At 35.9% G+C, this 26,936-nt stretch carries 32 protein-coding genes; 12 read left to right on the top strand and 20 right to left on the bottom strand.

Annotation, left to right across the window (positions count from 1 at the left end; translation table 11 throughout):
* Positions 1–3 precede the first annotated feature (3 nt).
* From nth to NK356_RS19680, 5 genes are all read left to right on the top strand, one after another.
* Entirely contained in the window at positions 4–624 is a 621-nt protein-coding gene (gene nth / locus NK356_RS19700; protein WP_034694138.1) for an endonuclease III, read from the top strand.
* 307 nt (positions 625–931) lie between these two features.
* Positions 932–1,705, top strand: coding sequence for a GLPGLI family protein (locus tag NK356_RS19695; RefSeq protein ID WP_253317819.1), 774 nt, complete (start codon positions 932–934; stop codon positions 1,703–1,705).
* A gap of 22 nt (positions 1,706–1,727) precedes the next feature.
* Positions 1,728–3,344 carry a vitamin K epoxide reductase family protein gene (locus tag NK356_RS19690; protein ID WP_253317818.1) on the top strand — a complete coding sequence of 539 codons (1,617 nt, stop codon included), beginning with the start codon at positions 1,728–1,730 and terminating at the stop codon, positions 3,342–3,344.
* Between the two features lie 81 nt (positions 3,345–3,425).
* A complete protein-coding gene (locus tag NK356_RS19685; protein WP_034694146.1) occupies positions 3,426–3,608 on the top strand; it encodes a TIGR04149 family rSAM-modified RiPP in 183 nt (60 codons plus the stop codon).
* Between the two features lie 66 nt (positions 3,609–3,674).
* Positions 3,675–4,505, top strand: coding sequence for a DUF6625 family protein (locus NK356_RS19680; RefSeq protein WP_034694149.1), 831 nt, complete (start codon positions 3,675–3,677; stop codon positions 4,503–4,505).
* A gap of 238 nt (positions 4,506–4,743) precedes the next feature.
* On the opposite strand, the gene NK356_RS19675 is transcribed toward NK356_RS19680, so the two are convergent.
* The 5 genes from NK356_RS19675 to NK356_RS19655 are packed head-to-tail and all read right to left on the bottom strand — an operon-like array spanning position 4,744 to position 8,889.
* A complete protein-coding gene (locus NK356_RS19675) occupies positions 4,744–5,430 on the bottom strand; it encodes a hypothetical protein (protein ID WP_253317817.1) in 687 nt (228 codons plus the stop codon).
* Positions 5,420–6,022, bottom strand: coding sequence for a hypothetical protein (locus tag NK356_RS19670; RefSeq protein ID WP_034694155.1), 603 nt, complete (start codon positions 6,020–6,022; stop codon positions 5,420–5,422). Before NK356_RS19670 ends, NK356_RS19675 begins: the two co-directional genes overlap by 11 nt.
* Positions 6,023–6,073: 51 nt before the next feature.
* Positions 6,074–6,520, bottom strand: coding sequence for a DinB family protein (locus tag NK356_RS19665; protein WP_081906407.1), 447 nt, complete (start codon positions 6,518–6,520; stop codon positions 6,074–6,076).
* Between the two features lie 7 nt (positions 6,521–6,527).
* Positions 6,528–7,085, bottom strand: coding sequence for a hypothetical protein (locus NK356_RS19660; RefSeq protein ID WP_253317816.1), 558 nt, complete (start codon positions 7,083–7,085; stop codon positions 6,528–6,530).
* Positions 7,086–7,092: 7 nt separating this feature from the next.
* A complete protein-coding gene (locus NK356_RS19655) occupies positions 7,093–8,889 on the bottom strand; it encodes a DUF885 family protein (RefSeq protein WP_034694161.1) in 1,797 nt (598 codons plus the stop codon).
* Positions 8,890–9,058: 169 nt separating this feature from the next.
* Between NK356_RS19655 and NK356_RS19650 the strand changes: the two genes are divergently transcribed.
* The 4 genes from NK356_RS19650 to NK356_RS19635 all read left to right on the top strand — a co-directional run bounded on the left by NK356_RS19650 (position 9,059) and on the right by NK356_RS19635 (position 11,734).
* Positions 9,059–9,520 (top strand): hypothetical protein, encoded by a 462-nt coding sequence (locus tag NK356_RS19650; protein ID WP_253317815.1) that lies wholly within the window; start codon positions 9,059–9,061, stop codon positions 9,518–9,520.
* A 172-nt stretch (positions 9,521–9,692) separates the two neighbouring features.
* Positions 9,693–10,397, top strand: a complete 705-nt coding sequence (locus NK356_RS19645) for a MotA/TolQ/ExbB proton channel family protein (RefSeq protein ID WP_047426580.1) — start codon at positions 9,693–9,695, stop codon at positions 10,395–10,397.
* A 12-nt stretch (positions 10,398–10,409) separates the two neighbouring features.
* Positions 10,410–10,808 (top strand): biopolymer transporter ExbD, encoded by a 399-nt coding sequence (locus tag NK356_RS19640; RefSeq protein ID WP_253317814.1) that lies wholly within the window; start codon positions 10,410–10,412, stop codon positions 10,806–10,808.
* Between the two features lie 35 nt (positions 10,809–10,843).
* Positions 10,844–11,734 carry a hypothetical protein gene (locus NK356_RS19635; protein ID WP_034694174.1) on the top strand — a complete coding sequence of 297 codons (891 nt, stop codon included), beginning with the start codon at positions 10,844–10,846 and terminating at the stop codon, positions 11,732–11,734.
* A gap of 14 nt (positions 11,735–11,748) precedes the next feature.
* Here NK356_RS19635 and NK356_RS19630 read toward each other — a convergent pair whose 3' ends face one another.
* From NK356_RS19630 to NK356_RS19590, 9 genes are all read right to left on the bottom strand, one after another.
* Positions 11,749–12,141 carry a hypothetical protein gene (locus NK356_RS19630; protein ID WP_034694177.1) on the bottom strand — a complete coding sequence of 131 codons (393 nt, stop codon included), beginning with the start codon at positions 12,139–12,141 and terminating at the stop codon, positions 11,749–11,751.
* Between the two features lie 71 nt (positions 12,142–12,212).
* On the bottom strand, positions 12,213–13,616 hold the full coding sequence (locus NK356_RS19625) for a nucleoside recognition domain-containing protein (RefSeq protein ID WP_253317813.1): 1,404 nt from the start codon (positions 13,614–13,616) through the stop codon (positions 12,213–12,215).
* A 306-nt stretch (positions 13,617–13,922) separates the two neighbouring features.
* Positions 13,923–14,432, bottom strand: a complete 510-nt coding sequence (locus NK356_RS19620; RefSeq protein WP_034694182.1) for a hypothetical protein — start codon at positions 14,430–14,432, stop codon at positions 13,923–13,925.
* Between the two features lie 54 nt (positions 14,433–14,486).
* On the bottom strand, positions 14,487–15,341 hold the full coding sequence (gene accD, locus NK356_RS19615) for an acetyl-CoA carboxylase, carboxyltransferase subunit beta (RefSeq protein ID WP_002982142.1): 855 nt from the start codon (positions 15,339–15,341) through the stop codon (positions 14,487–14,489).
* A gap of 89 nt (positions 15,342–15,430) precedes the next feature.
* Positions 15,431–16,501, bottom strand: coding sequence for a class II fructose-bisphosphate aldolase (gene fbaA / locus NK356_RS19610; protein ID WP_034694186.1), 1,071 nt, complete (start codon positions 16,499–16,501; stop codon positions 15,431–15,433).
* A 70-nt stretch (positions 16,502–16,571) separates the two neighbouring features.
* Positions 16,572–17,438 carry an NAD kinase gene (locus NK356_RS19605; protein ID WP_034694189.1) on the bottom strand — a complete coding sequence of 289 codons (867 nt, stop codon included), beginning with the start codon at positions 17,436–17,438 and terminating at the stop codon, positions 16,572–16,574.
* Position 17,439: 1 nt separating this feature from the next.
* Complete coding sequence (locus NK356_RS19600) at positions 17,440–18,093, bottom strand: CBS domain-containing protein (protein ID WP_034694191.1); 654 nt, start codon at positions 18,091–18,093, stop codon at positions 17,440–17,442.
* Between the two features lie 187 nt (positions 18,094–18,280).
* Positions 18,281–18,811, bottom strand: coding sequence for an RNA methyltransferase (locus NK356_RS19595; RefSeq protein ID WP_034694193.1), 531 nt, complete (start codon positions 18,809–18,811; stop codon positions 18,281–18,283).
* A gap of 5 nt (positions 18,812–18,816) precedes the next feature.
* Positions 18,817–19,437, bottom strand: coding sequence for a toxin-antitoxin system YwqK family antitoxin (locus NK356_RS19590; RefSeq protein ID WP_034694195.1), 621 nt, complete (start codon positions 19,435–19,437; stop codon positions 18,817–18,819).
* Between the two features lie 55 nt (positions 19,438–19,492).
* Here NK356_RS19590 and NK356_RS19585 point away from each other — a divergent pair, with 55 nt between their 5' ends.
* Positions 19,493–20,092 (top strand): hypothetical protein, encoded by a 600-nt coding sequence (locus NK356_RS19585; protein WP_253317812.1) that lies wholly within the window; start codon positions 19,493–19,495, stop codon positions 20,090–20,092.
* Positions 20,093–20,104: 12 nt separating this feature from the next.
* On the opposite strand, the gene NK356_RS19580 is transcribed toward NK356_RS19585, so the two are convergent.
* A complete protein-coding gene (locus NK356_RS19580; RefSeq protein WP_253317811.1) occupies positions 20,105–20,983 on the bottom strand; it encodes a bestrophin family protein in 879 nt (292 codons plus the stop codon).
* Between the two features lie 265 nt (positions 20,984–21,248).
* On the opposite strand from NK356_RS19580, the gene NK356_RS19575 reads away from it, so the two are divergent.
* Positions 21,249–22,127 carry a cupin-like domain-containing protein gene (locus NK356_RS19575; protein ID WP_034694199.1) on the top strand — a complete coding sequence of 293 codons (879 nt, stop codon included), beginning with the start codon at positions 21,249–21,251 and terminating at the stop codon, positions 22,125–22,127.
* A 136-nt stretch (positions 22,128–22,263) separates the two neighbouring features.
* On the opposite strand, the gene NK356_RS19570 is transcribed toward NK356_RS19575, so the two are convergent.
* Positions 22,264–22,794, bottom strand: a complete 531-nt coding sequence (locus tag NK356_RS19570; protein ID WP_034694201.1) for a GNAT family N-acetyltransferase — start codon at positions 22,792–22,794, stop codon at positions 22,264–22,266.
* Between the two features lie 153 nt (positions 22,795–22,947).
* Here NK356_RS19570 and mutS point away from each other — a divergent pair, with 153 nt between their 5' ends.
* Positions 22,948–25,542, top strand: coding sequence for a DNA mismatch repair protein MutS (gene mutS / locus NK356_RS19565; protein WP_253317810.1), 2,595 nt, complete (start codon positions 22,948–22,950; stop codon positions 25,540–25,542).
* A gap of 30 nt (positions 25,543–25,572) precedes the next feature.
* Here the strand turns inward: mutS and NK356_RS19560 are convergent, their stop codons facing one another.
* From NK356_RS19560 to NK356_RS19545, 4 genes are all read right to left on the bottom strand, one after another.
* Positions 25,573–25,740, bottom strand: coding sequence for a hypothetical protein (locus tag NK356_RS19560; protein WP_156106404.1), 168 nt, complete (start codon positions 25,738–25,740; stop codon positions 25,573–25,575).
* A 156-nt stretch (positions 25,741–25,896) separates the two neighbouring features.
* On the bottom strand, positions 25,897–26,052 hold the full coding sequence (locus tag NK356_RS19555; protein ID WP_156106405.1) for a hypothetical protein: 156 nt from the start codon (positions 26,050–26,052) through the stop codon (positions 25,897–25,899).
* A 38-nt stretch (positions 26,053–26,090) separates the two neighbouring features.
* A complete protein-coding gene (locus NK356_RS19550; RefSeq protein ID WP_156106406.1) occupies positions 26,091–26,252 on the bottom strand; it encodes a bacteriocin in 162 nt (53 codons plus the stop codon).
* A gap of 112 nt (positions 26,253–26,364) precedes the next feature.
* Positions 26,365–26,502, bottom strand: a complete 138-nt coding sequence (locus NK356_RS19545; RefSeq protein ID WP_156106407.1) for a hypothetical protein — start codon at positions 26,500–26,502, stop codon at positions 26,365–26,367.
* Positions 26,503–26,936 lie beyond the last annotated feature (434 nt).

The following is a 26,936-nucleotide window of genomic DNA, read 5'->3' as shown; positions in this document are numbered from 1 at the left end:
TACATGACAAAAAAACAAAGAGCTGAGCTCGTTCAGATAGAACTGGAAAAATTATATCCCACTACACCTATTCCGTTAGATCATACCGATCCCTATACATTGATGGTTGCTGTAGCGCTTTCTGCGCAGACTACAGACAAAAAAGTTAATCAGGTTACGCCTGATCTTTTTGCCGTGGCAGGAACTCCCCAAAGAATGGCCAAACTGGAAGAATTTGAAATCAAAGAGCTGATCAAAGAAATCGGACTTTCCAATACAAAGGCTAAAAACCTGAAGAGAATGGCAGAACTTCTGCTGGAAAGACATAATGGTATTGTTCCACAGACTTATGAGGAATTAGAAGCACTTCCTGGAGTAGGGCACAAGACGGCTTCTGTTGTTATGAGCCAGGGATTTGGATTTCCTGCTTTTCCGGTAGATACACACATTCATCGTCTGATGACACAATGGAAACTTACCTCCGGAAAAAATGTGGTGGAAACAGAGCGTGATGCTAAGAATTTATTCCCTGAAGAAGTATGGAACAAACTTCACCTTCAGATCATTTTCTATGGAAGAGAATATTCTCCGGCAAGAGGAAAAGGAGAGAAGGATTTTATTACGAAAATGATGTTTGAGAAATAAGGATTAACATTTTTTAAGATTATTTAAGCTGTTTTCGGCTTTTAATATCAGTATATGAACACCATTTCTTGGTGTTTTTTTTTATCTCATAAATTGCTTTTTGGCTTTTTTTTTCACCAATAAAGGATATTTATAAATTTTCACCAAAAAATCTCTATTTTATGAATTTAACTTTATCTGTTTGATTTATAGTATCATTTGGAGACAATAATGGATCTTTCAAAATTTTCTTTGCTGTAAATAATTACAGAGGTATTGTATTTCAATAAAAAGAGATATATTTGGATCAGTACCATGAAGACCCAAAATGAAAAAAGTTAATCTTTTCGTTTTATTTGTAGTTTTATTTTCCTGTGCTTGTAAAGGGCAGGTTCATCGTTTTTATTATGAACTTACCTATAAACCCTCTATCAAAAATAAGACGATAAAGACCGATATATTCTATTTGGACAGTCTTGATAAAAGATCTGTATTCATTCGAAAAGAGAAGTGGGAATCTGATTCTCTTTTTACATCACAATCCCCGGTTTTATCATTAGGAACAATGAATTTTAAGGTAATAAAAGATCTTGGTAATTCATCTGTTATTCTGAAAGATGATTTATTTATAGGTATTATTTCCTATAAAGAATATCCTGATCTTCATTGGAAGCTTTTACCTGAAAAAAGAAATATCGAAACGCTTCAAGTACAAAAAGCAGAAACCCATTATGGAGGAAGGTCTTGGATAGCTTGGTTTACTCAGGATATTCCGGTTTTTGATGGACCTTATGTTTTTATGGGGCTTCCTGGATTGATCATAGAGCTAAGAGATGATGCTAACGAGTATCAGTGGAAATTTAAAGGGAGCAGAAAAAATGTCAGGGCTACATTGCAAACAGAATCAGTAATGGATGATGTTGTAATGTCAAAAGAAGCCTATATAAAAAGTAAAGAAAACTTCATAAATGACCCTCTGCCAATTTTGATGCAAAGCATGACAGATGTTAGTAAAAGTTCCGAAATCATGAATAAAATGCACCAACAGGCAGAATCAATAAAAAAATATTATCAGGACAACGATAATACTATTGAAAGATAGTATAAACAAACCAACTATAACCATGGAATTAAGAAAAGAAATTAACGCTGTGTTTTTATATCTGAAATCAATTGATGTAAAGATTGATAAGAATGATTACATCTATCAGGTAGAATCACATCCAGAGACTCCAAGTCTTTTGGCTTTCAGTGATGCTCTCAGCTTTTTTGGTATTCCAAATGGTGCTTTTACAATTGAATTCCAGGATTTTGATCATTTACCGGATACTTTTCTTACCATATTGGATGTAGGAAACGGACATTTGATTTTATCATATATAGAAAAAAAAGGACAAAATATTTTATATACTGATCATGAAGGGGTTCAGAAAAGTATTTCCCTCACTGAAATGGAGAATGTATGGACCGGAGCAGTACTTGCAGCTGAAAATAATGGGGAAATTACAAAATCATCTGATTCTTTTTATGCCAAATTGTTACCGACGTTGATCATTTGCGCTGTCTTTTTGATATTGTTTTTTATTGGAGGATGGTTTTTAAGTGGCTTTGGATTCATTACAATGATAGGATTGTTTTTTTCTTTCGAAGCTATAAAAACAGAATTAGGTTTTGAATCCGGTTTTTCTGCTCAGCTTTGTGATGGCAGTGAAAAGTCAAGCTGCATTCAGATTATCAATTCTGAAAAAGGAAAGATTGCAGGTTTCAAATTAAGTGATCTCAGTATTTTTCTTTTTGGAACTCAGCTTTTATCATTGGTAGTGCTCAATCAGGATTTTCTCAATAACTATTATTTTCTCATTGGAGTTTCTCTGCTGGCATGCATTCCATTTACTTTATATTCTATTTATTTCCAAATGAAAGTAGAGAAAAAATGGTGTCCGATATGCTTGAGTATTATTGGGGTAATTTATGCACAACTCATTTATCTGATGTTTAATATGACAGGGATTTTGAGTAAAGTAAACATTGATTTTACAACGATTTCTCTCCTGGCTGCAGTCGCTGCTGCTTTTGCCGGAGCCTATTTCTTTGTTAAAAAAGCACTTATAGGCTATGGTAAACTAAAGAAAGATACTGAATTTGATTCCCGATATATCAGACATTATCCTTATTTTAAAAATATACTGACGAGCACAGAACCTCTCCATTTAAAGGCTGAGCCAATCTTGTTGGGAAATCCAAATGCGCCTGTTACAATTACTTTTATTACAAGCCCTTTGTGCGGATACTGTAGAGAAGCGCATGATTTTTTACAAAGAATTTATAATCAATATAAAAATCAGGTCAACATCAAAATCAGATTTAATATGACAGGAGTCGTAACAGCTGAAGTAGAAGAGATGCTGATTCAGCTCCTGAACATTTATCAAACAAAAGGCGAAGATAAATTTATTGAAGCTCTTCATGACTGGTATAGTCACAGACAGGCAGAGAAATGGTTGAAAAAATATAGTACAACTCTTGATAACAGAACCTTTCTACTGAATAAACTGGTTTCTGTTTCTTATGAAAATTTACAGAATAACCTGTTTTTCACACCGCATTACTTTATCAACGACTATGCATTTCCTGTAAGACTTAATAAAAAGTATATGGAAGTATTTATGCCGGATCTTATTGAGGATGAATGGAATGAACAGCTTGATTCTGTAGAAGAATTGGAGGTTGAATACAGATAAAAGAAGAAAATTATTATAATAATTATACAAAGAGGAAGCCGAAAATCTAAAGAGTAGGCAAACAAATTAAAACAAATTTCTATGAAAAAATTACAAAAGCTGAGCTTAAATGCCATGAAAAACGAAATGAGCAGAAACGAAATGAGAGTTATTAAAGCTGGTTCAGCAGGTGAGCCAGGAACTTGTAACTGTAATTCACAGTACTGCTATATGAATGGTATGAGAGCTGTATGTGGTGGTGGATGGCCAGCAAAATGCTGCTAATCAGTCAAAAATAACTTATATTTTTTCTGTAATTGCAATTTTGCAATTACAGAATTTTTTTAACCTATGAATACACCAAGTTTAGTTTTAATTACCTGCTGGTACGGCAAATATCCCTGGTATATGCCGTATTACCTGCATTCTTGTGCTTTTAATCCAAGTGTAGATTTTGTGATTATAACTGATAATACAGAGGAGGTAAAAAATGTACCCTCAAACGTGAAAATAGTCCATAAAAATCTGGAAGATATCATCTACGATACATCTAATAGACTTGGATTTCCAATCAACATAGATTATCCTTATAAGCTATGTGATTTTAAGCCTGCGTACGGGTTTATGTTTCCGGAGCTTATACAAGGATATGATTTCTGGGGGCACTGCGATCTTGATCTTATTTATGGAGATATAAGAGCTTTTTTTACCAATGAATTTCTCGACAGTTATGATTATATCAGTGTAAGAGACGATTATACCACCGGATGCTTTGGCTTGTACAGGAACAATGAATTACTGAATACATTCTTTAAAAGAAGTAAAGACTATAAAAAGGTATTTTCTATGCCGGATCACTTTTGTTTTGATGAATGCAATTTTGTTTGGGACGATCTCGCAGAAGGGATTCCTATTTTCGAAATTGAAACAGAGATTGAAAGTTTTACCCATATCATGAAACATGCTGAAAGAGATGAAATTCTCAGAACCCATTTTGATTTTATTCTGATGGAAGGTTATACCGGAAGAGTAAAATTTGATAACGGTAAGATAATTTACAAAAACAAATATGAGGCAATTATGTTTCATATGTTTTGGCTTAAAAAAGTATACAACCCCGAAAAAGTACCTGCAAAAATCCCAAACAGGTATAATGTAAGTCCCACTAGAATTTATTGGTAATTACTGTACTACTAATTAAAAAAAATACTATGAAAAAATTACAAAAAATGAGTCTCAATGTTATGAAAAATAACATGAACAGGAACGAAATGAGAGTTATTAAGGCCGGATCTGGGCCAGGTGTTTGTGGCTGTCAATCTCTACACTGCACTGTGAAGGGTTACGCATTAGCATATTGCAACCCTGGTGGATATTTATGTTGCTAATTTATTTTGAAAACTTATAAAAAGAGAGAATATTAGACTGTTCTCTCTTTTTTATTCATTAGCATAAATTGTTTGTACTTTTTTTGATAGATACCAAGAGTAAGATCTGCTGTTTTAAAATATTCTTCAATATTCCCATTGACATTATTTTCTTCTGTAATATCAGAATATCCGAAATCTTTCTGAACAGAGATAAAAGGGTATAATACCATTTTATGGGCCGTAAGCTGTGATAAAAAGTTATCTGCAGTATCTTCCGGGCCAAAATCAGCATTGAGTATCTGATCAAAAAAACGACTATAAATCACCATAAACTGGGTACACCAGAAATGATTGATCCAAAATTTGTTTTCCGTAACAGGAACAACAAACCTAAAGCCTCCTCCGATACCTCCGGCAAGAATATCTGCTCCCTGTTCATTAGATTCTATGATATGCTCCATCAATACATCTCTATCATAATGTTCTGTGAAAATATGATCATCTTCTACGATAATAATTACATCATCTTCGTTTTCAATAGCAATGCTTACCGTTTTTTTTATGCTTTCCCACAATCCTATATTTCCTTTTTCATGAATACATGCTTCTACAATATGGCAATCAAATTCAGGTTTTCCCTCAAACTCTTTTAAAATACTTTCCCTTCTGTCTTCTCTATGTTTCAGATTAATAATGTATGTAGGGATCATGATGTCTGAAAAATGATTAAGGCTCATAAGTGTAATATTTTTTTATTTGGGAAAGTTCATCCAGAAGATCTTCAGGATTGTCATCCAGATTCTGGAAATCAATAGTATTTTCGAAGGATTGAAAATTCCCATCATTATTATAATGAGAAATAAAAGGATGCATGACAAAAACATCTTCCAGATTTGACGATAAGAAAACATCAAGTGGCAATGGAACTGTAGAATTCTCATGTAAGAAAAGAGGAAATGTTTTTTTGAAAATGATTAGGAATTGCGATCCCTTAAAACCATCCACCCAAAAAATATGATCCGTTGCTTCTATTGTCTTTTCGAAGCTTAATAGACCTCCCAATAATAGGTTTCCTCCAATTTTTTTTACTTTATCAATACAACTTTCAAGGTATTCTTGTGAAAAATTTGAACAGAACTGATGTTGAGAAGTGGAAATAATGATATGCTCTTCTTCATAGTTCTTTTTTATTATATTCTTCAGTTCTCCTGTGATGCAGAGAGGTTCGTCAGTGAAAATAAATTCTGGTGCAAAATGCCTTTCTTCATATTGTTGCAAATCAACAGGTGATTTTTCAGAATACGAAGAGAAAACAAAAATTTTCTTCATAAATGATTAGTTTTTCAAGGTAAATTAGTTTTGTAAAAATAGGTTATCAGATTAAATATCCAGCAACCTTCTGTGATAATTTATCTGTCCCAAATGATAATCCAGATGGGCAACCAGATGAATAAGGAAGTAATCCGTGGTCATTTTGTTTTCAAAGACAACCAAAGGATATTCTTTTTTAAGATCTTCTTCAGATAATTGTGGCAGAACAGAATCTATCATCGCTATGGTGGCTTCAACTTTTTCAATAAGTTCAGCTCTTGGAACATCTTTTAATGAAAACTCCAGCTCACGATGCCTTACGTAACCCGTATTTCCAAGCTGTGCTCCTACAAAATGATTGATATTTCCCACCAGATGAAGGGTCAGATTACCCGCAGAATTGGCAATGTTTTTATCAATCTTCCAAAGGTTTTCTTCTTTCTGATAGGCTTCTATCTCTGTTTTTAATTTATTTAAATCTCTGTTGAAAAGAGATCTTAGGCTTTCTGTGATCATATCAATTTTACTGTATTTTAATTTTAAAGTATCCTCTGAAGTGTTTAAAAACCAGGCTGTCAATGCTGCATTTGTAATCTATAAAACCATAAATGCTATCATTTTTGTTAAATTTATTGGTGTTTAGAGTCAGTTTCTGTTCCAAAACTTTTGATTTTATGAACTTTTTCTCTGTTTTTAAAGTTTTAGGATCAATATCTTTTATATAAAATTGGTTGTTGAATACTTTTACCAAAACCCCGTTTCCAAAATAGCCATTATGATTGTTCAGCAGAATATTTAAAGTATCATTTTGATATTGAGCCTTACATTTATAGTCATTAAAAATAAAAGATCCTTTAAGAAGACCATCATAATAAAATGCTTTCTGGACAATATAAGCTGTTCTTGTTCGGCTTTCAACAATTTCACTGTTATACAGCTTCAGCTCCGGATATTTCGTGAGAAGCTGAATGGTGTCATAATTGGGTAAATCTTTATTAACAGAGAATTTTTCAAAATTCTGCTCCTTTTGACAGCTTAATAACACCAATAAAATACTGGTAAAAAATAAAAATAGTCTCACAAAGAAACTATTTTTGTTTTTTAGCCCAAAGCTCCATCTTTCTGTTCAGAACGTCCAAAGGAAGACATCCCTGGCTCAATACTTCATCATGGAAACTTGCCAGATTGAATTTGCTTCCAAGTTCTTTCTGATATTTTTCTCTCAGCTCACGGATTCTTAAAGACCCTATTTTGTAGCCTAATGCCTGTCCCGGCATTGCCATATATCTTTCTACTTCTGCAGTGGCAGATCCCTCGTCATAAGAAATATTGCTTAGGAAATACTTGATCGCCTCTTCTCTTGACATTTTTCCGGTATGAAGTCCAGTATCTACAACAAGTCTTACCGCTCTCAGCATCTGATCGCTCAGGTAACCCATTTTCTGATAAGGATCTGTGTATAAACCAAACTCAGGACCTAATGTTTCACAATAATGAGCCCATCCTTCACCGTATGCTCCAAACCAACCGAATCTCATAAACTTAGGAAGCTTTGTGTTTTCCTGCTGAAGAGAAACCTGATAGTGATGCCCTGGAATTGCCTCATGAAGGAAAAGAGACTCCATTCCTGAAGTAACATTGAATTTTGTAGGATCAGGAAGCGGAACATAAAATATTCCTGCTCTTTTTCCATCCGGAGTTCCCGGCATATATTCTGCGCTGGCGCTTGCCTCTCTGAATTTCTCCGTCTGTCTGATCTCAAACTTTGTTTTTGGCGTTACATTAAACATTGTTTTCAGCTTCGGAGTGATTTTCGTTAAGATTCCGTTGAATGCATTTAAAACCTCTTTAGATGTTTTATAAGTCATTGCCTTTGGATCCGTTTTTACAAAAGTGATAAACTCTTCAAGAGTTCCTGTAAAACCTACCTGTTGTTTCACTTTTTCCATTTCTGCACGAAGCATAGCTACTTGCTGAAGTCCGATCTTATTAATTTCTTCAGGAGATTTCTTAGTGGTTGTCCAGCTTTTTACATAATAATTGTAGATCTCATTTCCGTTAGGAAGGCTGTTGTATCCGTCTGTATCCCTTGCTTTAGGAAGGTACTCTTTTTCTAAAAATGTTCCCATTTTAGTATAAGCCGGGATGATTTTTTTCGTAATAGCATCTTTATAAAGTGCAGAAAATTTCTCTTTCTGTGCCTCTGTGAAGTTTTTAGGGAAATTTTTAATAGGTCCGTAGAAAATATTTTTTTCCATATCAGACGTTGTAATTTCTTCAGCCTTCATTTGAGGAATCATCTTGACAACCAGTTTTTTAGGAAGCACAACCTTATTGTTGATTCCCTCACGGAAGTTGTCTGCTGCTGCATTCATCCACTCCGGGAATTTTTCCATTCTTTTCAGCCAGTCGCTGTAGTCTTTTTCTGTTTTAAAAGGTTGATTGCCCTGTCCGCTTCCATACAATGGGAACGTTAGCGGAAGTCCTCCAAATTGAGTAAAAGGAATATATTCCGGATGGTAAGCATAGGTCTCAGTTTTATCTTTTAAAGTATAATCCAAAACATCATACACCACTTTATCTTCATCAGAAAGGGTTTTATAATCTACATGTTCCAGTTGTTTTTGCACAGAATTGTAGAAAGCAATTTCTCCTGAGATAAAATCTTTATCAATATTGATAGGAAGCTGGTCGTTATATCTTGTATCTCCTTGTGCGGTAGCATCTAAAGGATATAGTTTAAGATACTGCTCATAATAGTTGGAAGCGATAGAATCCAGATTGCTGGGCGTCACTTTTGTAAGGGGAGAATCCGATTTTTTGCAGGAAGCAAGCCCAATCACCAACCCTAATCCTAGAATACTTTTTGATAAAATGTTTTTCATTTTCAGAATCTTTATGAAAACAAAAATAAGTATTATTGGGAGATTCAGACTTATTGTTTGCATTGATTTTAAAAAATTATTTTCAAAATCCTTTTAACTTTGAATCAATTTTTTATCTTTGTCTAAAACGTTTAACAATCATATTATTACAGTTCTTTTTTAAGAAAAAATGAAAGGGATTTTAAAAATTTACCATCCGGAGGAGACGCTAAAATACAATATCAGAAATACTTATTGTAAGGCAGTTTACAGCAACCAGCAACACTTTTTAGAGGTTGAAGTGATTACGGATGACAGTTTGGATCACGTAGATGATGATTCATTACAGTACAACTTTCCACAGCTTTCACTTGAAGTGTTCGATTTCCCTATCGAGTCAACGGAAATTGAAGGAAAAACAATCAAAATCAATGATTCTGATGAAGAAACTTATACAGAGGTAGATCTTTTCGATGACGAAGAGGCCTATATCTATGATAATGAGCTTCTTTTTGAAAGAAATGAAGAAGGGGAGCTTCAGGTCATCTGGAAAGGGACCATTGATGATTTCTATACCGGATCAGATACACCGATCCCTTTTAGATTAAAATGCGAATTTAAGCAAGATGATATTGAGGTAGGAGAAGACTAATATAGGCTTCTATCTTTTTCATACCAGATTTCTTTTCAAAATTATTTTTGGAAAGAAATTTGCTGTTTGTAAAATTGTAACAAAATTTAAGTTGTTTTTAAGCAATTTTTAAGAGTTCAATTCATAATATTCTCCTACATTTGTCGTTGAAATTTAATAAAATTTACATTTAATGCTGTTAACGGAACTTTCTCAGATTTTATTTGCACAAATCGCCACACCTGCAGTTGCTGCAGACAACTTAGAGTTCTCATTCTGGAAGATTATGTTCCATGGAGGAGCTTTCGCTAAAATAGTGATGGTCACTGTATTACTATTGGGAGTGTTTTCTCTATATCTGTTTTTTGAAAGATTTTTCTTTATCAAAAGGCTGACATCAAAAACAGATTCCAACTTCATGAACAATATCGAAGACTTCATCAAGGCAGGAAAAATAGAGGCAGCAGCAGATTACTGCAAAACCCAGAACTCTCCTGAAGGAAGAATTTTAGAAAAAGGAATTTCAAGATTAGGACGTCCTGTTTCTGATATTGTAAGTGCTATGGAATCCCAGGCACAGGTAGAGGTTGCCAATATGGAAAAAAACCTGAACCTTTTGGCTGTAGTACCGAGTATCGCACCCATGTTGGGACTTTTAGGTACAGTAATCGGGATGATTATTGCTTTCTTTAATCTTTCCCACGCAACAGGATCTTTCTCACCGAAAACACTTTCAGAAGGGATCTATACCGCTTTAGGACAGACCGCCGTAGGTTTGGCTGTAGCGATTCCTGCTAACTTCTGTTATAATATTCTATTGACAAGGATTGATAAATTTGTCCTGAAAGCTCAGAATATGTCAGGAGAATTTTTAGACCTTATCAACAAACCTTTATAAATCTTTCTTACGATGAAAATTCAAAGAAGAAATAAAGCAAATCCGGAATTCAGTTTAGCAGCGATGACAGACGTTATCCTGTTGATGCTGATTTTCTTTATGATCACCTCTTCAGCTGCCAATCAAAGCGCTATTGATGTGAATCTGCCGAAAGCCGGAGCCGTTGACGATAATATTCCGAATCCTGTGACGGTAAGCATCAAACCGGATGGCTCATTCTTTGTGGATGATAATCCTGTAAATAGAGGAGAACTGGAGAAAATTATTTTAGATAAATTAGCCAGCCAGCCCAATAAATCATTTACGATCAGAGCTGATGAAAACACATTGCACAAAGATGTTGTTTTTGTAATGGAAATTGCTGAGAAATATAAATTTAACATTGCCATTGCAACCGTTAAAGATAAATAACAGACCCGGATTTCCGGAAAGAATTACGTTTTAAGATGAAAAGCTATACAGCAAACAGAAACGAAGAAAATAAAGATAGAGTAAAGAGCGCACTGCTTTCTATTCTCATCTGGGCTGCTATTCTGCTTTTTGTTTTTTTGTATAAATTAAAGCCTGAACTGGACAAAGATCCTGAAGTGGTTACTACCATGCTGGTGAACTTTGGAGACAACAGAAATGGAAAAGGAATTGAAGAACCTGCTGAACAGCCGGGAAGTCTTGCCGCAGCCACAGAAGAAGTAACTCCTGAGCCTGCAGAAACTCCTGTTCCGGAAACAAAAACAGTTATAAAACCAGAACCAGTTCCTACTCCGGAACCAAAGAAAACTGAGGTTAAGGAGAAGGTAATTACAGGAAATAATTCAAAAGCTACTGTTCCTAAAAAAGAGGAATCCAAAAAAGCTGAGAAAAAAGAAGCGACCAGTACAAGTGCTTCAAAAAATACTAAAAAATCAGGAGCCGCTACGGCTAACTCAAAAACAGGAAATGGAGACGGAAAAGGAACTGCAGCTATCGGAAACCTGATCAAAGGAAGAGGAACCAAAGCCGGAAGCCAGGGCACTGGTGAAGGCATTGGAAATGCAGGAGATCCTTTAGGAGGAGATGGAAACGGAGACAGTAAAGTAGGGATCGACAGAAAACTGGTGGGCTATATTCCCGGAACAATGGGAAGAGGAGGATCACAGCCTTCTCACAGCTGTACGGCAAGTGGATCAATTACCATTGCTTATACGGTAGATAAAGCAGGAAATGTGGTGTCTGCAAGAAGATCCGGAGGTGTTTCAGATCCTTGTGTAGCATCTACCTCTGTGAGCTGGGTTAAGAAATATGTAAAGGCAGAGAAAGCCAATACTTCTTCTACCGGAACTTATAAAATTACATTCTAAAATACAAAAGCACTTTATTCAAGTGCTTTTTTTAATTCATTTATTCTGTTGATGACCGGAAGGGCAAAGATACCGCTGGTCTGAAGATAAAGCTCATAGAATGTCTTTGCTTTATCCTGAAAATCTTTGTTCTGATCATGTCTGCTGTTGAAATAGAAAAGATTTCCCAACATTTCATAATAATCTTTGTGATCTCTTTCCTGTCTTTCATTCACAATAGCAATCATTTCTTCCTTAGTTTTAGAAGCAACCTCTGTGAAGCTCATCTTAAAGATATCTCTCATCAATGTATCAAAATCCAGCTCTTTCTGCATTAAGCTTTCTTCAGGTTTATCCAGAATAAGTTTTTCCAATGCCTGGGTTAATTGACGGATGAGTCTTAGGGTAAATTCTTTATCTGTGATCATAATGGATTTAAAGTTTTAAGTTTAATGTTTAAAGTTAATAGCATCTGCTCAACCAGTAACGTTTAATTTAATTAAGCAAAGAATAAGTATGCCAATGCAATGGCTGTGATAACGCCTACCAAATCGGCCAGAAGCATAGCAATTACCGTATATCTTGTATTCTTAACGGCTACGGCACCGAAGTATACTGCAATGACGTAGAACGTCGTATCTGAGCTTCCCTGAAGTACAGCGGCTAATTTTCCCTGAAAACTATCAGCCCCGAATGTGGTCATTGTATCCACCATCATTCCTCTGGCTCCGGAACCGGATAAAGGCTTGATTAACGCAGTCGGAAGTCCGTCTACAAATCTTGGATCCATATTGGCAACGTTGGCTACCCATTTCATCCCGTCAATAATTACATCAAATACACCGGAAGTTCTTAATAACGAAATCGCAATCAGCATTCCAACCAGATAAGGAATAATCTTAACACAGGTAGTGAAACCTTCTTTTGCGCCTTCAATAAAGGCATCAAAAACGTTGATCTTTTTATAAACGGCTCCTAATACAATTGCAAGGAAGATAAACAGAATTAAACCATTGCTTAGTACTTTACTGAAGTCATCCAGTTCATCTTTACTCAACTGTACAAGGTACAGAACTAATAAAGCAATAATTGCTGAAATTCCGCCTACATAAGCTATTACTACCGGACGAAGCAGATTGATTTTCTGATACAAAGAAACGATAATCATTGCCGCCAGCGTAGCTGCAAAAGTGGCGATCATACAAGGCAGAAAGATGTCTGTGGGGGTTTTAGATCCCATAGACGCCCGGATTGCAATAATAGAAACAGGAATCAGGGTCATTCCTCCTGCGTGAAGACACAGAAACATGATCTGTGAGTTGCTTGCGGTATCTTTATTAGGATTTAAAGTCTGAAGACTTTCCATTGCTTTTAAACCAAAAGGAGTGGCTGCATTATCCAATCCAAGAAGATTGGCACTGAAGTTCATCAGCATATGTCCGAATGCAGGATGATTTTTCGGAATTTCAGGGAATAATCTGGAGAAAAATGGCTGAATCAAACGGCTTAGAAGGTTAATTCCTCCTGCTTTTTCAGCAATACTCATGAATCCCATAAACAGGGTCATAATTCCGATAAGACCAAGACAGATCTTCACTGCAGTTTCTGAAGTTCCGATAACTCCATCGGCTTCCTGAACACGGTAAACGCTAACATTCTGTTTTAAAGAATCTGTTTTGTAATGAATTCTGCTGTCTGCAAAATCATTTTTTTTCATCAGGCTGTCTCTGACAACAGGAGAGAGGCTGTTCATAGGCTGAGAAGCAATCTTCACTGTATCACCTCCTTTTCCCACTACCATATCATTGAAAATGGTTTTGTAGTTACCTGACGAAACGTATTTTATACTGGCAATGGCAATGGCAATGATAATGAAAGCCGACCAAATTCTGCTGAGAACCATCTGATTGATTTAATTGTTTAAACTTATCAAAAATACTTTAAACCACAAAAATAACTAAAGTCTTTTGTTATTCCGGTATGAAAGAGAGCTAATGATGGTTTGGCAGTTTTATATTATTTTAACGCAGTGTTCGCAAAGTTCCTAAATAATGGGAAAAATGATTTTTCTCGTTCGCAAAGGCGTTAGCACTAAGCAAAGAGAACTTCAATTATGGAACATTGTTGAATGAAATGCCCTTGCGGACGAGAATATGCATAAAGTTTTTAAATTTTCCTTGCGATCTTTAGCGTTTAAAATAAAAATAATTTACTCTTCCAGATAAACAAGATGTCCTTCAAAATCATCATCCAGATTTTTCAGAACTTTAGCATCATCCATTTTTTTGACCAGTGCGTCTACAAAGAAGCTTTTCTCAAAAAACTGGCGGTGAATTCCGGGTAAAATTTCCATGAAATAATCCATTCCGATTTTGTTGTTATGGAGATCCATTTTAGTTTCTAAAGGCTCATTGGGGAAGAGTTCTTCATGCATGTCTGTTATTCTCTTGCAGAAATCCAGTGCTTTTTTAGGGGAAGAGATTTTGCAGCAGTACATCATAATGAAGCAGCACCACAGGGCATGTCTGAAAGCATTTCCAATTCCGTTATTGGAGGCTGTTGCAGGGAATTTTTTCTGTGCAATGGTAAATGCCTTTACCGTAGCATGAAAACTTAATAAAGCGAAAAGAGGATGGGGAAGGACAAGTGATAAAAGACGGATAATCTTTTTAAAACTCATGCTTCTGATGGTATTGAAAAATATCTTAAAAGTCCTCATAAATAAAAATCTCTCCCTAATTAGAGAGAGATTGTATTGTTTTTGTTACAGATACTATGCTTTTACAGCTAATAAATTAACTGTTTTGGCAACAGTATCCTGAATTTCAGTTCTTTTTACGATGAAATCTACAAATCCTTTTTCCTGTAAGAATTCTGATGTCTGGAATCCTTCCGGTAAGTCTCTACCGATTGTTTCACGGATTACTCTTGGTCCTGCGAAACCGATCAGTGCTCCCGGTTCTGCCATAATGATATCAGCAGTCATTGCAAAAGAAGCCGTAATTCCACCGAATGTAGGGTCACAAAGATAAGCGATGTATAAAAGTCCAGCTTCAGAAAGCTGAGCTAATTTAGCCTGAACTTTTGCCAGCTGCATCAAAGAGTAAGTAGCTTCCTGCATTCTTGCTCCTCCGGACTGACAGATAATCATATACGGAAGTTTGTGTGCGATACAGTAATCTACAGCTCTTCTGATCTTTTCTCCCATTACAGAACCTAAAGATCCACCGATGAAAGCAAAGTCCATACAAGAAACGACCATTTCAGTTCCTTTTACAGTTCCTACAGCGTTTCTGATAGAATCTGTAAGCTTAGTTTTAGCTTTTACTTCTTTCAAACGGTCTTTGTAAGGCTTTGTATCTTTGAAGTTTAAGATATCAATACTTTCAACATTAGCATCCAGTTCGGTAAATTTACCACCGTCAAAAAGGATGTCAAAAAATTCTGCACTTCCTATTCTCACATGAAATCCATCTTCAGGAGAAACATAGTTATTTCTCTTTAGTTCATCATGTTCCACTACTTTTCCGGATGGAGTCTGATGCCAAAGACCTTTGGGAACGTCCTTTTTCTCATCAGTAGAAGTGGTAATGTTTTTTGCTTTTCTTTTAAACCAGTCGAATGCCATTTTTGTTTGTATTAATGTATAAATGTAAAATGTACCAATGTAAATGTATTTCTATGAATACTTTTTACATTGATACAAATGTACAGTTCTTATTTTAAAGTATTTACGTTATTTAAATCTTCAAATGCTTTCACCAATCTTGTAGAGAATGTTTCTTCACCTTTTCTTACCCAAACTCTTGGGTCATAGAATTTCTTGTTAGGTTTTTCTTCTCCTTCAGGGTTTCCGATTTGAGCTCTTAAATATTCAATATTGTTAACCATATAGTCTCTCACACCTTCTGTGTAAGCAAACTGAAGGTCAGTGTCGATGTTCATTTTGATTACTCCATAGTCGATAGCTTCTCTGATCTCTTCTAAAGTAGATCCTGAACCTCCATGGAATACGAAGTTGATAGGTTTTGCAGCTGTTCCGAATTTTTCCTGAACATATTTCTGAGAATTGTCAAGGATTTTCGGTGTAAGAACTACGTTACCTGGTTTGTAAACTCCGTGTACGTTACCGAAAGCAGCAGCGATAGTGAAGTTATCAGAAATCGCTTTTAATTTTTCATAAGTATAAGCGATATCTTCAGGTTGAGTATATAATTTAGAGTTGTCAACATCTGAGTTGTCTACACCATCTTCTTCACCACCAGTTACTCCGATTTCTACTTCCAGAGTCATCTGAAGCTTAGCCATTCTTTCGAAATACTGAGCTGAAATCTCAAGGTTTTCTTCTAAAGATTCTTCAGAAAGGTCCAGCATGTGAGAAGAGTAAAGAGATTTTCCTGTCTGCTTGAAGAATTCTTCGTTAGCATCCATTAGTCCGTCAATCCAAGGAAGTAATTTCTTTGCACAGTGGTCTGTGTGTAGAATTACTGTTGCTCCGTAAGCTTCAGCAAGAGTATGAATATGTTTTGCTCCAGCGATAGATCCAAGGATAGCAGCTCTTTGTCCGTCATTGTTTAATCCTTTTCCTGCGTTGAATGCAGCTCCACCATTAGAAAACTGGATAATTACAGGAGAGTTCAATTTCGCTGCAGTTTCCATTACAGCATTGACGTTGCTTGATCCAATTACGTTTACTGCAGGTAATGCAAATTTGTTTTCTTTAGCATACTGAAAGATATCAGTAACTAACTGACCTGTGGCAACTCCTGCCGGAAAAATTCTGCTCATGTTTTACTTTTTATTATAAATTTATTAGGTGTTTTAATTTCGTGTAAAGGTAATCATTTTTAAGAAATTACTAGTTTCTTTTATCTCGGCCCCAAAGGAGCTTCTGACGGATGGTTTCGTAAAAACTCAAACCGTTGGGCTGTACCAGAAGAAGCTGGAATTTTGCCTTTTTGATAATGATTTCCTTATCCGTTTCTATGTGTATCAGTCGGGAATCTAAGGAAAGAGAGTATTGAGGTACACGGCTTTCCACCCTGAATTTTATTTCTACTTTGTCATTCACTACTAAAGGTCTCACATTCAGATTGTGAGGAGCGATCGGAGTAATGACGAAATTTTCATTGTTGGGAGAAATGATTGGTCCGCCACAGCTCAGAGAGTAAGCGGTAGAACCGGTAGGTGTTGAAATAATGACACCATCACCCCAGAATACATTCAGAAACTCATCATTGATATAAGAATCCACGGTAATCATCGATGTCGTTTCTTTTCGGGAAACGGTAACGTCGTTTAATGCATAAGGGAAAGCTCCTTCCAGTTTGGGCGAAACGACCTCAATTACTGAACGGCGGCTTGTTTTTACATCTCCCTTTAAAATGGAATCCAGTTCTTTAAAGGCTTCTTCTTTTGTGAAAAAGGCTAAAAATCCTAGTCTTCCTGTATTAACTCCTACCACCGGAATTTCAAGATCCTCAATAAAGGTTAAAGAATTTACAATGGTTCCGTCTCCACCAAAAGTGAAAAACAAATCTACCTGTTTATCAAGAAGATCCTGTTTGGAGTTGAAAGTTTCGAATATTTTTGAAAACTGAAGTGCTTCAGCCATTTCATCATACAGAACAGATTTTACACCTCTTGCTTCAAGTTCAGAGATAAACTTGCTTAAATATAAAAAAGTATCAAGATCTTTTTTCTGAGAATATATGGCTGCCTTCATGTTATATTTCTATGAATTTTTGTAAAAAACCATAACGGTCTTTAAACAGATCGGATTTCTCATCAGAATAGTATTTTTCAACAATTCTGTAGTCGTACCGGTCAAATGTAGCATCTATCGAGGCCAGGTTTTCATTACTGATCTTTATTGTGACTTGGACCACCTCTTCAGACATAAAGCTTATAAATCCTCCGTAAAACTTCGAATTGTTGCTTTCTACAATATTGGTAATTTCCGTCATTGAATATTTTCTGGCCGGAGTTTCTACGGTAAGAATAGCTCCTGTTTCTGAAAATAAAGGATAACGGGAAAGGTCCTGAAAAACATCTTCACAGGTAATATAGCCCAGATATTTTTCATTTTTATTAATCACCGGAATCACATTGGAGCTGAAAGTATAAAACAGACGGATGCTGTCCATCACATTGTTGTCCTCCAGAATTGCAAACCGTTCAATCTGGTGTTCCAGGTCCTTCAGTGTTCCCCCATCTTCTTCATACAGAAAATCCATGGCAATGGCTCCGAAGAAGTGATGAGATTTTTTGATGAAAATATGGGAATATCCGAAGTCTTCCAACAGGTTTCTGGCCGACTCTATGGAGTCAGACAGGCTAAAACATGGAAAGTCTTTTGAGATATAGTCCTTGATAAACATTGTGCTAATTTATAAAAAATTAAACGAAACTTTTTCTGAAAAGCCGACTTTTTTTAAGATGAAACAAAAAAAATGCCGTCAAAATTTGTTTGTAAAAAAAAATAAAGTACCTTTGTCGCCTTTCATTTTTACTTTTTATTAGATTTATTTCAAACTGCACTGTCTACTAAGGACATATGCAGTTTTTTTATTTTAATGCTTTTGCAAATTCCCACATCACAATTCCGGCGCACACACTTACATTAAGAGAATGCTTGGTTCCAAGCTGTGGAATTTCTAAAAACACATCAATATTCGGAAGTACTTCATCGCTGATTCCTTCCACTTCGTTTCCTAAAATTAAAGCATATTTTTTCGATCTGTCAATGGTGAAATCAGTAATAAGCTGACTTCCTGTAGTCTGCTCAATCCCGATGATTTCGTATCCTTTGCTTTTCAAATCAGCAATAGCACTATTAGTTTCTGCTTCATGAGACCAGTCTACACTTTCCGTTGCCCCCAATGCCGCTTTATGGATCTCACGGTGAGGTGGTTGCGGTGTAATTCCACAAAGGATTATTTTTTCAATTAAGAAGGCATCTGCCGTTCTGAAAGCTGCACCTACGTTGTGCATACTTCTGATATTATCTAAAATGATGACCAACGGAATTTTTTCAACCTTCTTAAATGTTTCTACATCTATTCTGTTTAGTTCTTCCAGTTTTAGTTTCTGTACCAATTGTATTATTTTGTTGAGATTAATTTTCCGTCTTGATAGACCTCTGTTTTTTCTATGCTTCCGTCTTCACGGTAATGAACTCTGTTGCCGTTTCTTTTATCGTTGGCAAGCTCCGTTTCACGCTGCAATTTTCCTGATGGATAAAACACTTTCCATTTTCCGGTGGCAAGCCCATTGTCGTATTGCCCAATGTCTTTTATAGACTTTCCGTCTTCATGGAAGGTTTTGCTTTCTCCCTGTAATTTATTGAATTTATAATTAGAAATTTCAACTATTTTACCGGCAGGAGAATAGAACGTTGCAGTAAGACTGTTGTCATAAATGTTCTTTTCTCCGTTTCTGAAAGCTTCTTTGGAAGTCAGCACTCCGGTCTTATCGAAATAGGACCATTCTTTTACTTTGTATCCTTTTTTATATTCTCCTTTTGACTGTACTTTTCCGTTATCGTGATAAAAAACAGCATCACCATCCAGTTTCCCTTTCTTCCATTCTACCATATTTTTTACCTGACCATTGTCATAGAATTCTTTGCAGGATCCTTCCTGTAGCCCGTCCTTATATCCACAAGGTTTCTGAGCTGTGATCAGAACAGAAGTGGAAAAAAACAATAGAAACATGTACTTCATAGCTATTTTTATTTCAAAAATAGTAAAATACTTATATTTGACTCAAAAATATACTATGAAAAAATTACTCACATTATTTATACTGACATGGGGATTTATGTATTTGGGTGCGCAGAACACGTATTATCCACAAGCTTTCTTCGATAAAAAATTAGCCAGAGAGATGCTTGGATTCGGAAATTCTACCATTGAAGGAGTGGCTTCTACCAAACAAAAGACAGCCCTTGGAATAAAGCCTCTTCTGGGAGAAAAACATTATGCTAAAGAAGGAACTGTAGTGATGCTTTTTCCGGTGACACCTTATTTTGAGGAGTTTTATGATATGAGGAGGAAATATGAGAATAAAAAGACAACTGTCTATATGTCTGAGGAAGCCTTTAAATATAGAGTAGAGGCTTTAACAGATAATAGAGGAAGGTTTAAATTTGAAAAACTGAAACCCGGGAAATACTATCTTGAAACGATCGTGAATTTCACAGCTTCAGCAAGTTATCAGCAGCAAACCGGGACTTCAAATGCTTATAACGGATATGGAGCCTATTTGTATTCCACACCCATATACAGTACGTTTTTCTACGGATATTCTGCTGCCAACAGGGAAAGCAAATTTGTAGAAATAAAACAGGATGGTGAACTTAAAGAAATCAAGCTTTAGAAGCTTGATTTTTTATTTTCTGTTCATAATCTGATGTACATTCTTCTCGATATTCTGAGCTAAAGTCTCCATTGGAATATCATTTTCATCGTTATTGAACGGATCTTCAATTTCTTCTGCAATAAGTTCAAGACTCATCAAGACATAATATACAAAGACTGTAAGCGGAATCATGAAAAGACCTATCGTAATCACGTAGGCAATAGGAAGCGCAAAAACATACAGAATAATAAATTTCTTGATGAAAGAAGAGTAGGAATAAGGAATTGGAGTGTTTTTGATTCTTTCACAACCTCCACATACATCCAGAAATCCGGAAAGCTGAGTGTCTAAGTACAGCATTTCAACTTCTGAAATTTTACCTTCTTTTTTTAACTGGTTCAATTTGTGAGTGAGAAGGATAATCATTTCACTTGGGCCATGATTTTTTAACGAGCTTTCAATTTCAGAATAATCTTCATCCAAAGCCAGCCTTGTGGATTCCTTGGAAAGGTGTTTGGCTAAAAAGTGAGGAAAGTATTTTAAATACCTTGCTATCTGCTCAGCATCCTGGCGGTTATCACCAAGAATAGTATTGATTTTTATGGCAAAGTTTCTGGTGTCGTTGACCAGTTTTCCCCAAAGTTTTCTGCCTTCCCACCATCTGTCATAAGCAGTATTGGTTCTGAAAACCAGCAAAAGAGAAAGTACAAAACCCAGCAGAGAATGGATCATACCAACATTGCTCACTCCTGATTTTGTGGTAAGGTGCAAATATTCAACTTCGAGATACTGAATTCCCCAGGAATATAATCCTACAAGAATCATACTTGGGAAAAGAATTTTTAAAGTATCACTTTTGTGTAAACTGAAAAGGATTTTAATGAAATGTTTGGTATTGTAGACTCTCATAAACTCGCTTATTACTACAAATATAATTTTTTCATCTGAGCTCTGCTAATAAAGTAAGGAAGTCTGAAACTGGGAGCGGGAAGTTATTGAAGCTGAAGAAGAGCTCTAAGTTTTCCATAAAAATCTTTTTATAGAGTGATGTATAGACGTTTGCAAGACAAATCTTAACTTCCAGCATCCCTCTTCCAGCTTCCAGCCATTTTAATCTTAATTTTCTCAGGTTTCAAAAAAGCACTATTTTTAGTTCGCATTAAATACAAAATACATGATCCTCGAAAACGTAGATATTGTAAATGATATCAGCAAAGAAGATTTTCAGAAAAATTATTTTAAAAAGCAAAAACCTCTTTTGATTAAGAATTTTGCCAGTAGATGGGACGCTTTTGATAAATGGAATCTTGCCTATATCAAAGAAAAAGCAGGAGATCAGGAAGTTCCGTTGTATGATAACAAACCGGCTGATGCTGCGAAAAGTTCTGATGCCCCGGTTACCCATATGAAAATGAAGGACTATATTGATACCATCAAAAACAAGCCTTCTGATCTGCGAATCTTTTTCTATATCATCACAGACAGACTTCCCGAGCTGCTGAAAAACTTTACCTATCCGGATCTTGGAATAAAGTTCTTTAAAAGACTTCCGACTTTATTCTTCGGTGGAAGTGAAGCTCATGTTTTAATGCATTATGATGTGGATCTGGGGGATTTTATGCACATCCATTTTGAAGGAAAGAAAAGAATTTTATTATTTGATCAGAAACAGTCTCCGTTTTTATATAAAGTACCTTTGTCTGTTCACACCGTTTACGATGTCGACTACGAAAATCCGGATTACGAAAAGTTTCCGGCGCTGAAATATGCCAAAGGATACGAAATTTTCATGGAGCATGGCGATGCGCTCTTTATTCCAGGAGCTTTCTGGCACTTCAACAGATATCTGGAACCCGGTTTTTCGCTTTCACTGAGGGCTCTTCCCAATAAACCCAATGTCTTTGCCAGTATGTTATATCATGTCTTCATTATGAGGTATACGGATAAACTGATGCGAAAAATTTTCAAAGCAAAATGGGTGAATTATAAGCAAAAATGGGCCTACAAGAAAAGTTCCGAGGCTTTGGAAAAGTACACGAGAACAGGAAAATAACGAGGAAAGGGAGATGGAAGCTGGAGGAGGGAAGTCTCTTTACAGCTCAGTACTAATAGACTACATTTTATTTAGAGGGTGATCATTATTTAAACCACCAATAGAAACCTCCATCATCCATCTTCGTGCTTCCAGCTTATTTATTAATCAGTCCGAAGATTGTTGCATCTACGAATTTTCCTTTTTCAAAAAAATAATCTTTCAATGTTCCTTCTTTGCTGAAATTTAAAGAAGTCAACAGTCTTTCAGAAGAAATATTGGAAGGATCTATGAAAGCATCCACACGATGAAGCCTCATTGTTTCAAATCCATAGGTTAAAATAGGAAGAATGGCTTCTTTCATATAGGATTGTTGCCAGAATTTGGGATTGAGCTCATAGCCGACTTCTGCTCTGAAATGTTCCCTGTACCAGTTGTGATAGCCGCAGGTGCCGATGACTTTTCCATTGGATTTCAGTTCCAGAGCCCATCTGAAGCCTTTGCCTTTTTCAAATTCACTATTGAAGTGCTGGATAATACGTCGGGAGTCGTCTTCCGTCTTGAAGGTATCCAGATCATAATATTCCATAACTTCATCTAAAGAAAAATATTCAAAAAGATCTTGGGTATCATTAAAAGTAAGCTGACGCAAAATAAGCCTTTCAGTCTCTAAAACAGGAAATTCCATGAATAATGTGATTTGATGGCTGAAAAATACGATTAATTACTGATAAAGAAAAGTATAGAAGATTAACCCCTAAAGAAAAGTATAGAAGATTAACCCCTAAACAATTCTCTTACCCTGAATTTATTTTTTTAAATTTGGGGCTCATTTTTTACTATGGCAAAAGCAGCGAAGAAAGAAACCCCGTTAATGACGCAGTACAATACCATCAAGGCAAAATATCCTGATGCGCTATTATTGTTCAGGGTTGGGGATTTTTATGAAACTTTTGGGCAGGATGCTGTCAGAACTTCTCAGATTCTGGGTATTGTGCTTACCAAAAGAGCCAATGGTGAGGGGCATATAGAACTTGCTGGGTTTCCACATCATTCTGTAGATTCTTATCTTCCAAAATTGGTAAGAGCGGGAATGAGGGTGGCAATCTGTGATCAGCTGGAAGATCCGAAAATGGTGAAAGGGATCGTAAAACGTGGTGTTACTGAGTTGGTTACGCCTGGGGTTACCTTCAATGATCAGGTTTTGAATTCCAAAAAGAATAACTTCCTTCTTTCATTGCATAAAGAAAAAGAGAAATACGGAATTGCCTTAGTGGATATTTCTACCGGAGAGTTTCTGGTAAGTGAAGGAAATCTGGAAAAGATTTTGCACATTGTGAATACCTTTGATCCCAGTGAGATTATTTTCCAGAGAAGTACACAGATTCCGGAACAGATCAAAAATAAGAATGCCTTTAAGCTTGAAGACTGGGCTTTTCAATATAATTTTGCCTACGAAAAATTAACGAATCATTTCAAAACCAATTCATTAAAAGGTTTTGGAGTAGAAAACCTTCCGCTGGCGATTACAGCGGCAGGAGCTATTTTTGCGTATCTGGTAGAAGATACGCATCATAATCTGCTTGCTCATATTACAAAGCTTCAGATCATTCCTCAGGAAGATTATCTGATGATGGATAATTTTACCCTGAGAAACCTGGAAATTGTTTATCCAAGCAATCCACAGGGGAAATCACTGTTGGATATCATTGATAAAACGTCCACTCCGATGGGAGGAAGGCTTTTGAGAAGGAGAATTATTCTTCCTTTAAAGTCTGTGGATGAGATCATGAGAAGACTATCTCTGATTGATTTCTTAAACGAAAATGATGCGCTGAAATATGAAATCTGCCAGCTTCTGAAATCCATTTCTGATCTTGACCGATTAATGGGAAAACTGGCTGCAGAGAAAATTTCACCTAAAGAACTGGGATATTTACGTCAGAGTTTAATTAATATTCATAAAATCAAAGCTTTATTGCATCCTCATGCAGATGTACTGGCGTGGTTAGAGCCTTTATTTGATCTTGAAGAACTGATTAAATTCCTACAGAACCATCTTAATGAAGAGCTTCCAGTAAATATTGCGAAAGGAAATATCATTAAAGAAGGGGTTTCTGAAGAGCTTGACAGACTGAGAAATCTTCAGAGCAAAGGACGCGGTTTCCTGGATGAAATGTGCCAGAGAGAGATTGAAAGAACTGGGATTACCAGCCTTAAGATTGATTTTAACAACGTTTTCGGATACTATATTGAAGTTCGAAACACTCATAAAGATAAAGTTCCGGATGACTGGGTAAGAAAGCAAACCTTAGTGAATGCTGAAAGATACATTACCGAAGAACTGAAAGAATATGAAAACCAGATCCTTGGTGCCGAAGAAAAAATAGGCGTTCTGGAAACTTCACTGTACAGAAATGTATGTGGAGAAACAATGATTTATATAGATCAGATTCAGGGGAATTCTAATATCATTGCCCAGCTTGATGTGGCTGCGGGATTATCTGAACTGGCTGTTTCTGAGAGTTATACAAAGCCTGTTTTGAACGACGGCTATGCGATTGATTTAAAAGAAGCCAGACACCCGATTATTGAAAATGCGCTTCCGCTAGGAGAAAAATATATTCCGAATGATATCTTCCTGGATAAAGATTCCCAGCAGATTATCATGGTAACAGGGCCTAACATGGCCGGTAAATCAGCAATTCTGCGTCAGACAGCTATTGTATGTCTTTTGGCTCAGATTGGAAGTTTTGTGCCTGCCAAACATGCTGAAATCGGATTGCTGGATAAAATCTTTACAAGGGTAGGAGCTACCGATAATATTTCTGCAGGAGAATCTACTTTCATGGTAGAGATGAATGAGGCAGCCAATATTTTGAACAACATTTCAGAACGAAGTCTGATCCTGCTAGATGAAATCGGTCGTGGAACTTCCACTTATGACGGGGTTTCTATTGCATGGGCTATTGCAGAATATCTTCATCAGCATCCTACACAAGCGAAGACGTTATTTGCAACGCATTATCATGAGCTGAATGAAATGACTGTCAATTTCGAAAGGGTGAAAAATTTCCACGTTTCTATCCAGGAAAACAAAGGGAATATTATTTTCCTGAGAAAACTGGTTCCGGGAGGAAGTGAACACAGTTTTGGTATCCACGTTGCAAAACTGGCCGGAATGCCTGCCAAAGTGGTCAACAGAGCGAATGAGATCCTTAAAACTCTTGAGGCAAGCAGAACGCAGGGAAATGGAAGTACTTCTGAGAGTATTAAAAGAGTGACAGAAGAAAATATGCAGCTTTCTTTCTTCCAGCTTGATGATCCAGTCCTGGAGAATATCCGCGAAGAATTAACGAAAATAGATATTAATACATTGACACCAATTGAAGCTTTAATGAAGCTGAACTCGATAAAAAAAATGATTGGAGGGTAATCCAATCATTTTTTTTACAGTTATTTTGTGTTAGCAGCAGAATCCATCCTGCATCCCCGGAACTCCAGAACGTTCTTCTCCGGTATGAGGATCTGTACAGCTTATTACTCTTGGGCATACAGGTCTGTTTGCTCCACCGCTGATCTCTTTCAGCTCAATTTTACTCAATTTTCTTTTCTGATTTTTTAAATTTTTCATAATAATTTTAATTTGGTAAAAGCTAATTTACAAGATATTTTATTATGTTCAAAATATTGTGAGTCAAATTGTTAACTTTTTTAGAAGAGAATCTATTTTATAAAAAAAGATTGAGGGGCTGCCTCAATCCTGATTTATCTAACAAGTTTCAATGTATTAACAGCAATAGCCATTTTTGTCACCAGCTCCAAGCTGCCATTCTTCAAATTCTCCTCTGCGGCAGAATCCGTCCCAGCATACTCTGCCACTTCCTGTAATTTCTTTTAACTCACTTTTTGTCAGTTTTCTTTTTTGAATGTTTGATTTTTTCATGATGATTTGATTTTGGTTATTGTTTTTAGTGTATTGGATTAGCAGCAAAATCCGGTGCTGTCTAAAGGTCCTACAGTATATTCATCATCTGTTCCTCTTACCCTGCAAAGACCTTCCCAGCATATCCCAGGTCCATTTCCTCCTGTGATATTTTTCAATGCTTTTTTAGTCAGTTTTTTCTGATTGCTTAATTTTTTCATGGTATTTTTAGTTTGATTCAACTCAAATATATAAAAATCATCTATATAATTCTATTACTTGTGAAAAAATTAACATATCTGCAAAAAAAAGAGCCTTAGTGGCTCTTTTGTATTATAAATGATTGTATTCGTAAGTATTAACGTCTGTGGAACCTGTAAATGTAGTCCCATTTTTATCATAATAGCTTCGGATTTCTTTGGTAGGATAACCGCTGGAATTATATTCGAAATTAGATTTAAATATGGTCATTCAGTTCCGGTTCCATTATTGTAACTGATGATGTGGTTATAGCTTAATGTATTGTGTGCAGATCCGCTTTCATCTTCATTATCAATCATCTTCATATAACCCGTTATATTTTTTAGAGGAGCATTTTTGGTATCATATACTACCGTTTTTAAGGTAGAGGTTCCGGTTTCAGTGGTATTATTCTGAGTTCTTGAAAGGATTAAAGCTGGTTTTATAACAAGCGCACGATTAGTTTACCATCATAGAACTGAGAAAATGTACATTTTTCTGAGCTGTTTTTTTCATCAAAAACGAAAATACTAGATATCAGCCTTCATTTTGGGAGAAATGGAAGGTTTTAGGAGTATTTTTTCATGAATTCCTGGAGTATAAGAATTTTTAATAGTGAAAAGATATCTGTAGTATTTTTTTCATCAAAAATAAAAATACTAAAA

This window comes from Chryseobacterium sp. S0630 (assembly GCF_024158915.1).
Lineage (GTDB): Bacteria > Bacteroidota > Bacteroidia > Flavobacteriales > Weeksellaceae > Chryseobacterium.
Note: the sequence above shows the minus strand (reverse complement) of the source record. Positions and strands in the feature narration are given on the sequence as shown.

Bases quoted from the DNA above. Each gene is read 5' to 3' on its own strand.
- nth (WP_034694138.1), top strand. From the start codon at position 4: ATGACAAAAAAACAAAGAGCTGAGCTCGTTCAGATAGAACTGGAAAAA.
- NK356_RS19695 (WP_253317819.1), top strand. From the start codon at position 932: ATGAAAAAAGTTAATCTTTTCGTTTTATTTGTAGTTTTATTTTCCTGT.
- NK356_RS19690 (WP_253317818.1), top strand. From the start codon at position 1,728: ATGGAATTAAGAAAAGAAATTAACGCTGTGTTTTTATATCTGAAATCA.
- NK356_RS19685 (WP_034694146.1), top strand. From the start codon at position 3,426: ATGAAAAAATTACAAAAGCTGAGCTTAAATGCCATGAAAAACGAAATG.
- NK356_RS19680 (WP_034694149.1), top strand. From the start codon at position 3,675: ATGAATACACCAAGTTTAGTTTTAATTACCTGCTGGTACGGCAAATAT.
- NK356_RS19675 (WP_253317817.1), bottom strand. From the start codon at position 5,430: ATGAGCCTTAATCATTTTTCAGACATCATGATCCCTACATACATTATT.
- NK356_RS19670 (WP_034694155.1), bottom strand. From the start codon at position 6,022: ATGAAGAAAATTTTTGTTTTCTCTTCGTATTCTGAAAAATCACCTGTT.
- NK356_RS19665 (WP_081906407.1), bottom strand. From the start codon at position 6,520: ATGATCACAGAAAGCCTAAGATCTCTTTTCAACAGAGATTTAAATAAA.
- NK356_RS19655 (WP_034694161.1), bottom strand. From the start codon at position 8,889: ATGAAAAACATTTTATCAAAAAGTATTCTAGGATTAGGGTTGGTGATT.
- NK356_RS19650 (WP_253317815.1), top strand. From the start codon at position 9,059: ATGAAAGGGATTTTAAAAATTTACCATCCGGAGGAGACGCTAAAATAC.
- NK356_RS19645 (WP_047426580.1), top strand. From the start codon at position 9,693: ATGCTGTTAACGGAACTTTCTCAGATTTTATTTGCACAAATCGCCACA.
- NK356_RS19640 (WP_253317814.1), top strand. From the start codon at position 10,410: ATGAAAATTCAAAGAAGAAATAAAGCAAATCCGGAATTCAGTTTAGCA.
- NK356_RS19635 (WP_034694174.1), top strand. From the start codon at position 10,844: ATGAAAAGCTATACAGCAAACAGAAACGAAGAAAATAAAGATAGAGTA.
- NK356_RS19630 (WP_034694177.1), bottom strand. From the start codon at position 12,141: ATGATCACAGATAAAGAATTTACCCTAAGACTCATCCGTCAATTAACC.
- NK356_RS19625 (WP_253317813.1), bottom strand. From the start codon at position 13,616: ATGGTTCTCAGCAGAATTTGGTCGGCTTTCATTATCATTGCCATTGCC.
- NK356_RS19620 (WP_034694182.1), bottom strand. From the start codon at position 14,432: ATGAGGACTTTTAAGATATTTTTCAATACCATCAGAAGCATGAGTTTT.
- accD (WP_002982142.1), bottom strand. From the start codon at position 15,341: ATGGCATTCGACTGGTTTAAAAGAAAAGCAAAAAACATTACCACTTCT.
- fbaA (WP_034694186.1), bottom strand. From the start codon at position 16,501: ATGAGCAGAATTTTTCCGGCAGGAGTTGCCACAGGTCAGTTAGTTACT.
- NK356_RS19605 (WP_034694189.1), bottom strand. From the start codon at position 17,438: ATGAAGGCAGCCATATATTCTCAGAAAAAAGATCTTGATACTTTTTTA.
- NK356_RS19600 (WP_034694191.1), bottom strand. From the start codon at position 18,093: ATGTTTATCAAGGACTATATCTCAAAAGACTTTCCATGTTTTAGCCTG.
- NK356_RS19590 (WP_034694195.1), bottom strand. From the start codon at position 19,437: ATGAAGTACATGTTTCTATTGTTTTTTTCCACTTCTGTTCTGATCACA.
- NK356_RS19585 (WP_253317812.1), top strand. From the start codon at position 19,493: ATGAAAAAATTACTCACATTATTTATACTGACATGGGGATTTATGTAT.
- NK356_RS19580 (WP_253317811.1), bottom strand. From the start codon at position 20,983: ATGAGAGTCTACAATACCAAACATTTCATTAAAATCCTTTTCAGTTTA.
- NK356_RS19575 (WP_034694199.1), top strand. From the start codon at position 21,249: ATGATCCTCGAAAACGTAGATATTGTAAATGATATCAGCAAAGAAGAT.
- NK356_RS19570 (WP_034694201.1), bottom strand. From the start codon at position 22,794: ATGGAATTTCCTGTTTTAGAGACTGAAAGGCTTATTTTGCGTCAGCTT.
- mutS (WP_253317810.1), top strand. From the start codon at position 22,948: ATGGCAAAAGCAGCGAAGAAAGAAACCCCGTTAATGACGCAGTACAAT.
- NK356_RS19560 (WP_156106404.1), bottom strand. From the start codon at position 25,740: ATGAAAAATTTAAAAAATCAGAAAAGAAAATTGAGTAAAATTGAGCTG.
- NK356_RS19555 (WP_156106405.1), bottom strand. From the start codon at position 26,052: ATGAAAAAATCAAACATTCAAAAAAGAAAACTGACAAAAAGTGAGTTA.
- NK356_RS19550 (WP_156106406.1), bottom strand. From the start codon at position 26,252: ATGAAAAAATTAAGCAATCAGAAAAAACTGACTAAAAAAGCATTGAAA.
- NK356_RS19545 (WP_156106407.1), bottom strand. From the start codon at position 26,502: ATGACCATATTTAAATCTAATTTCGAATATAATTCCAGCGGTTATCCT.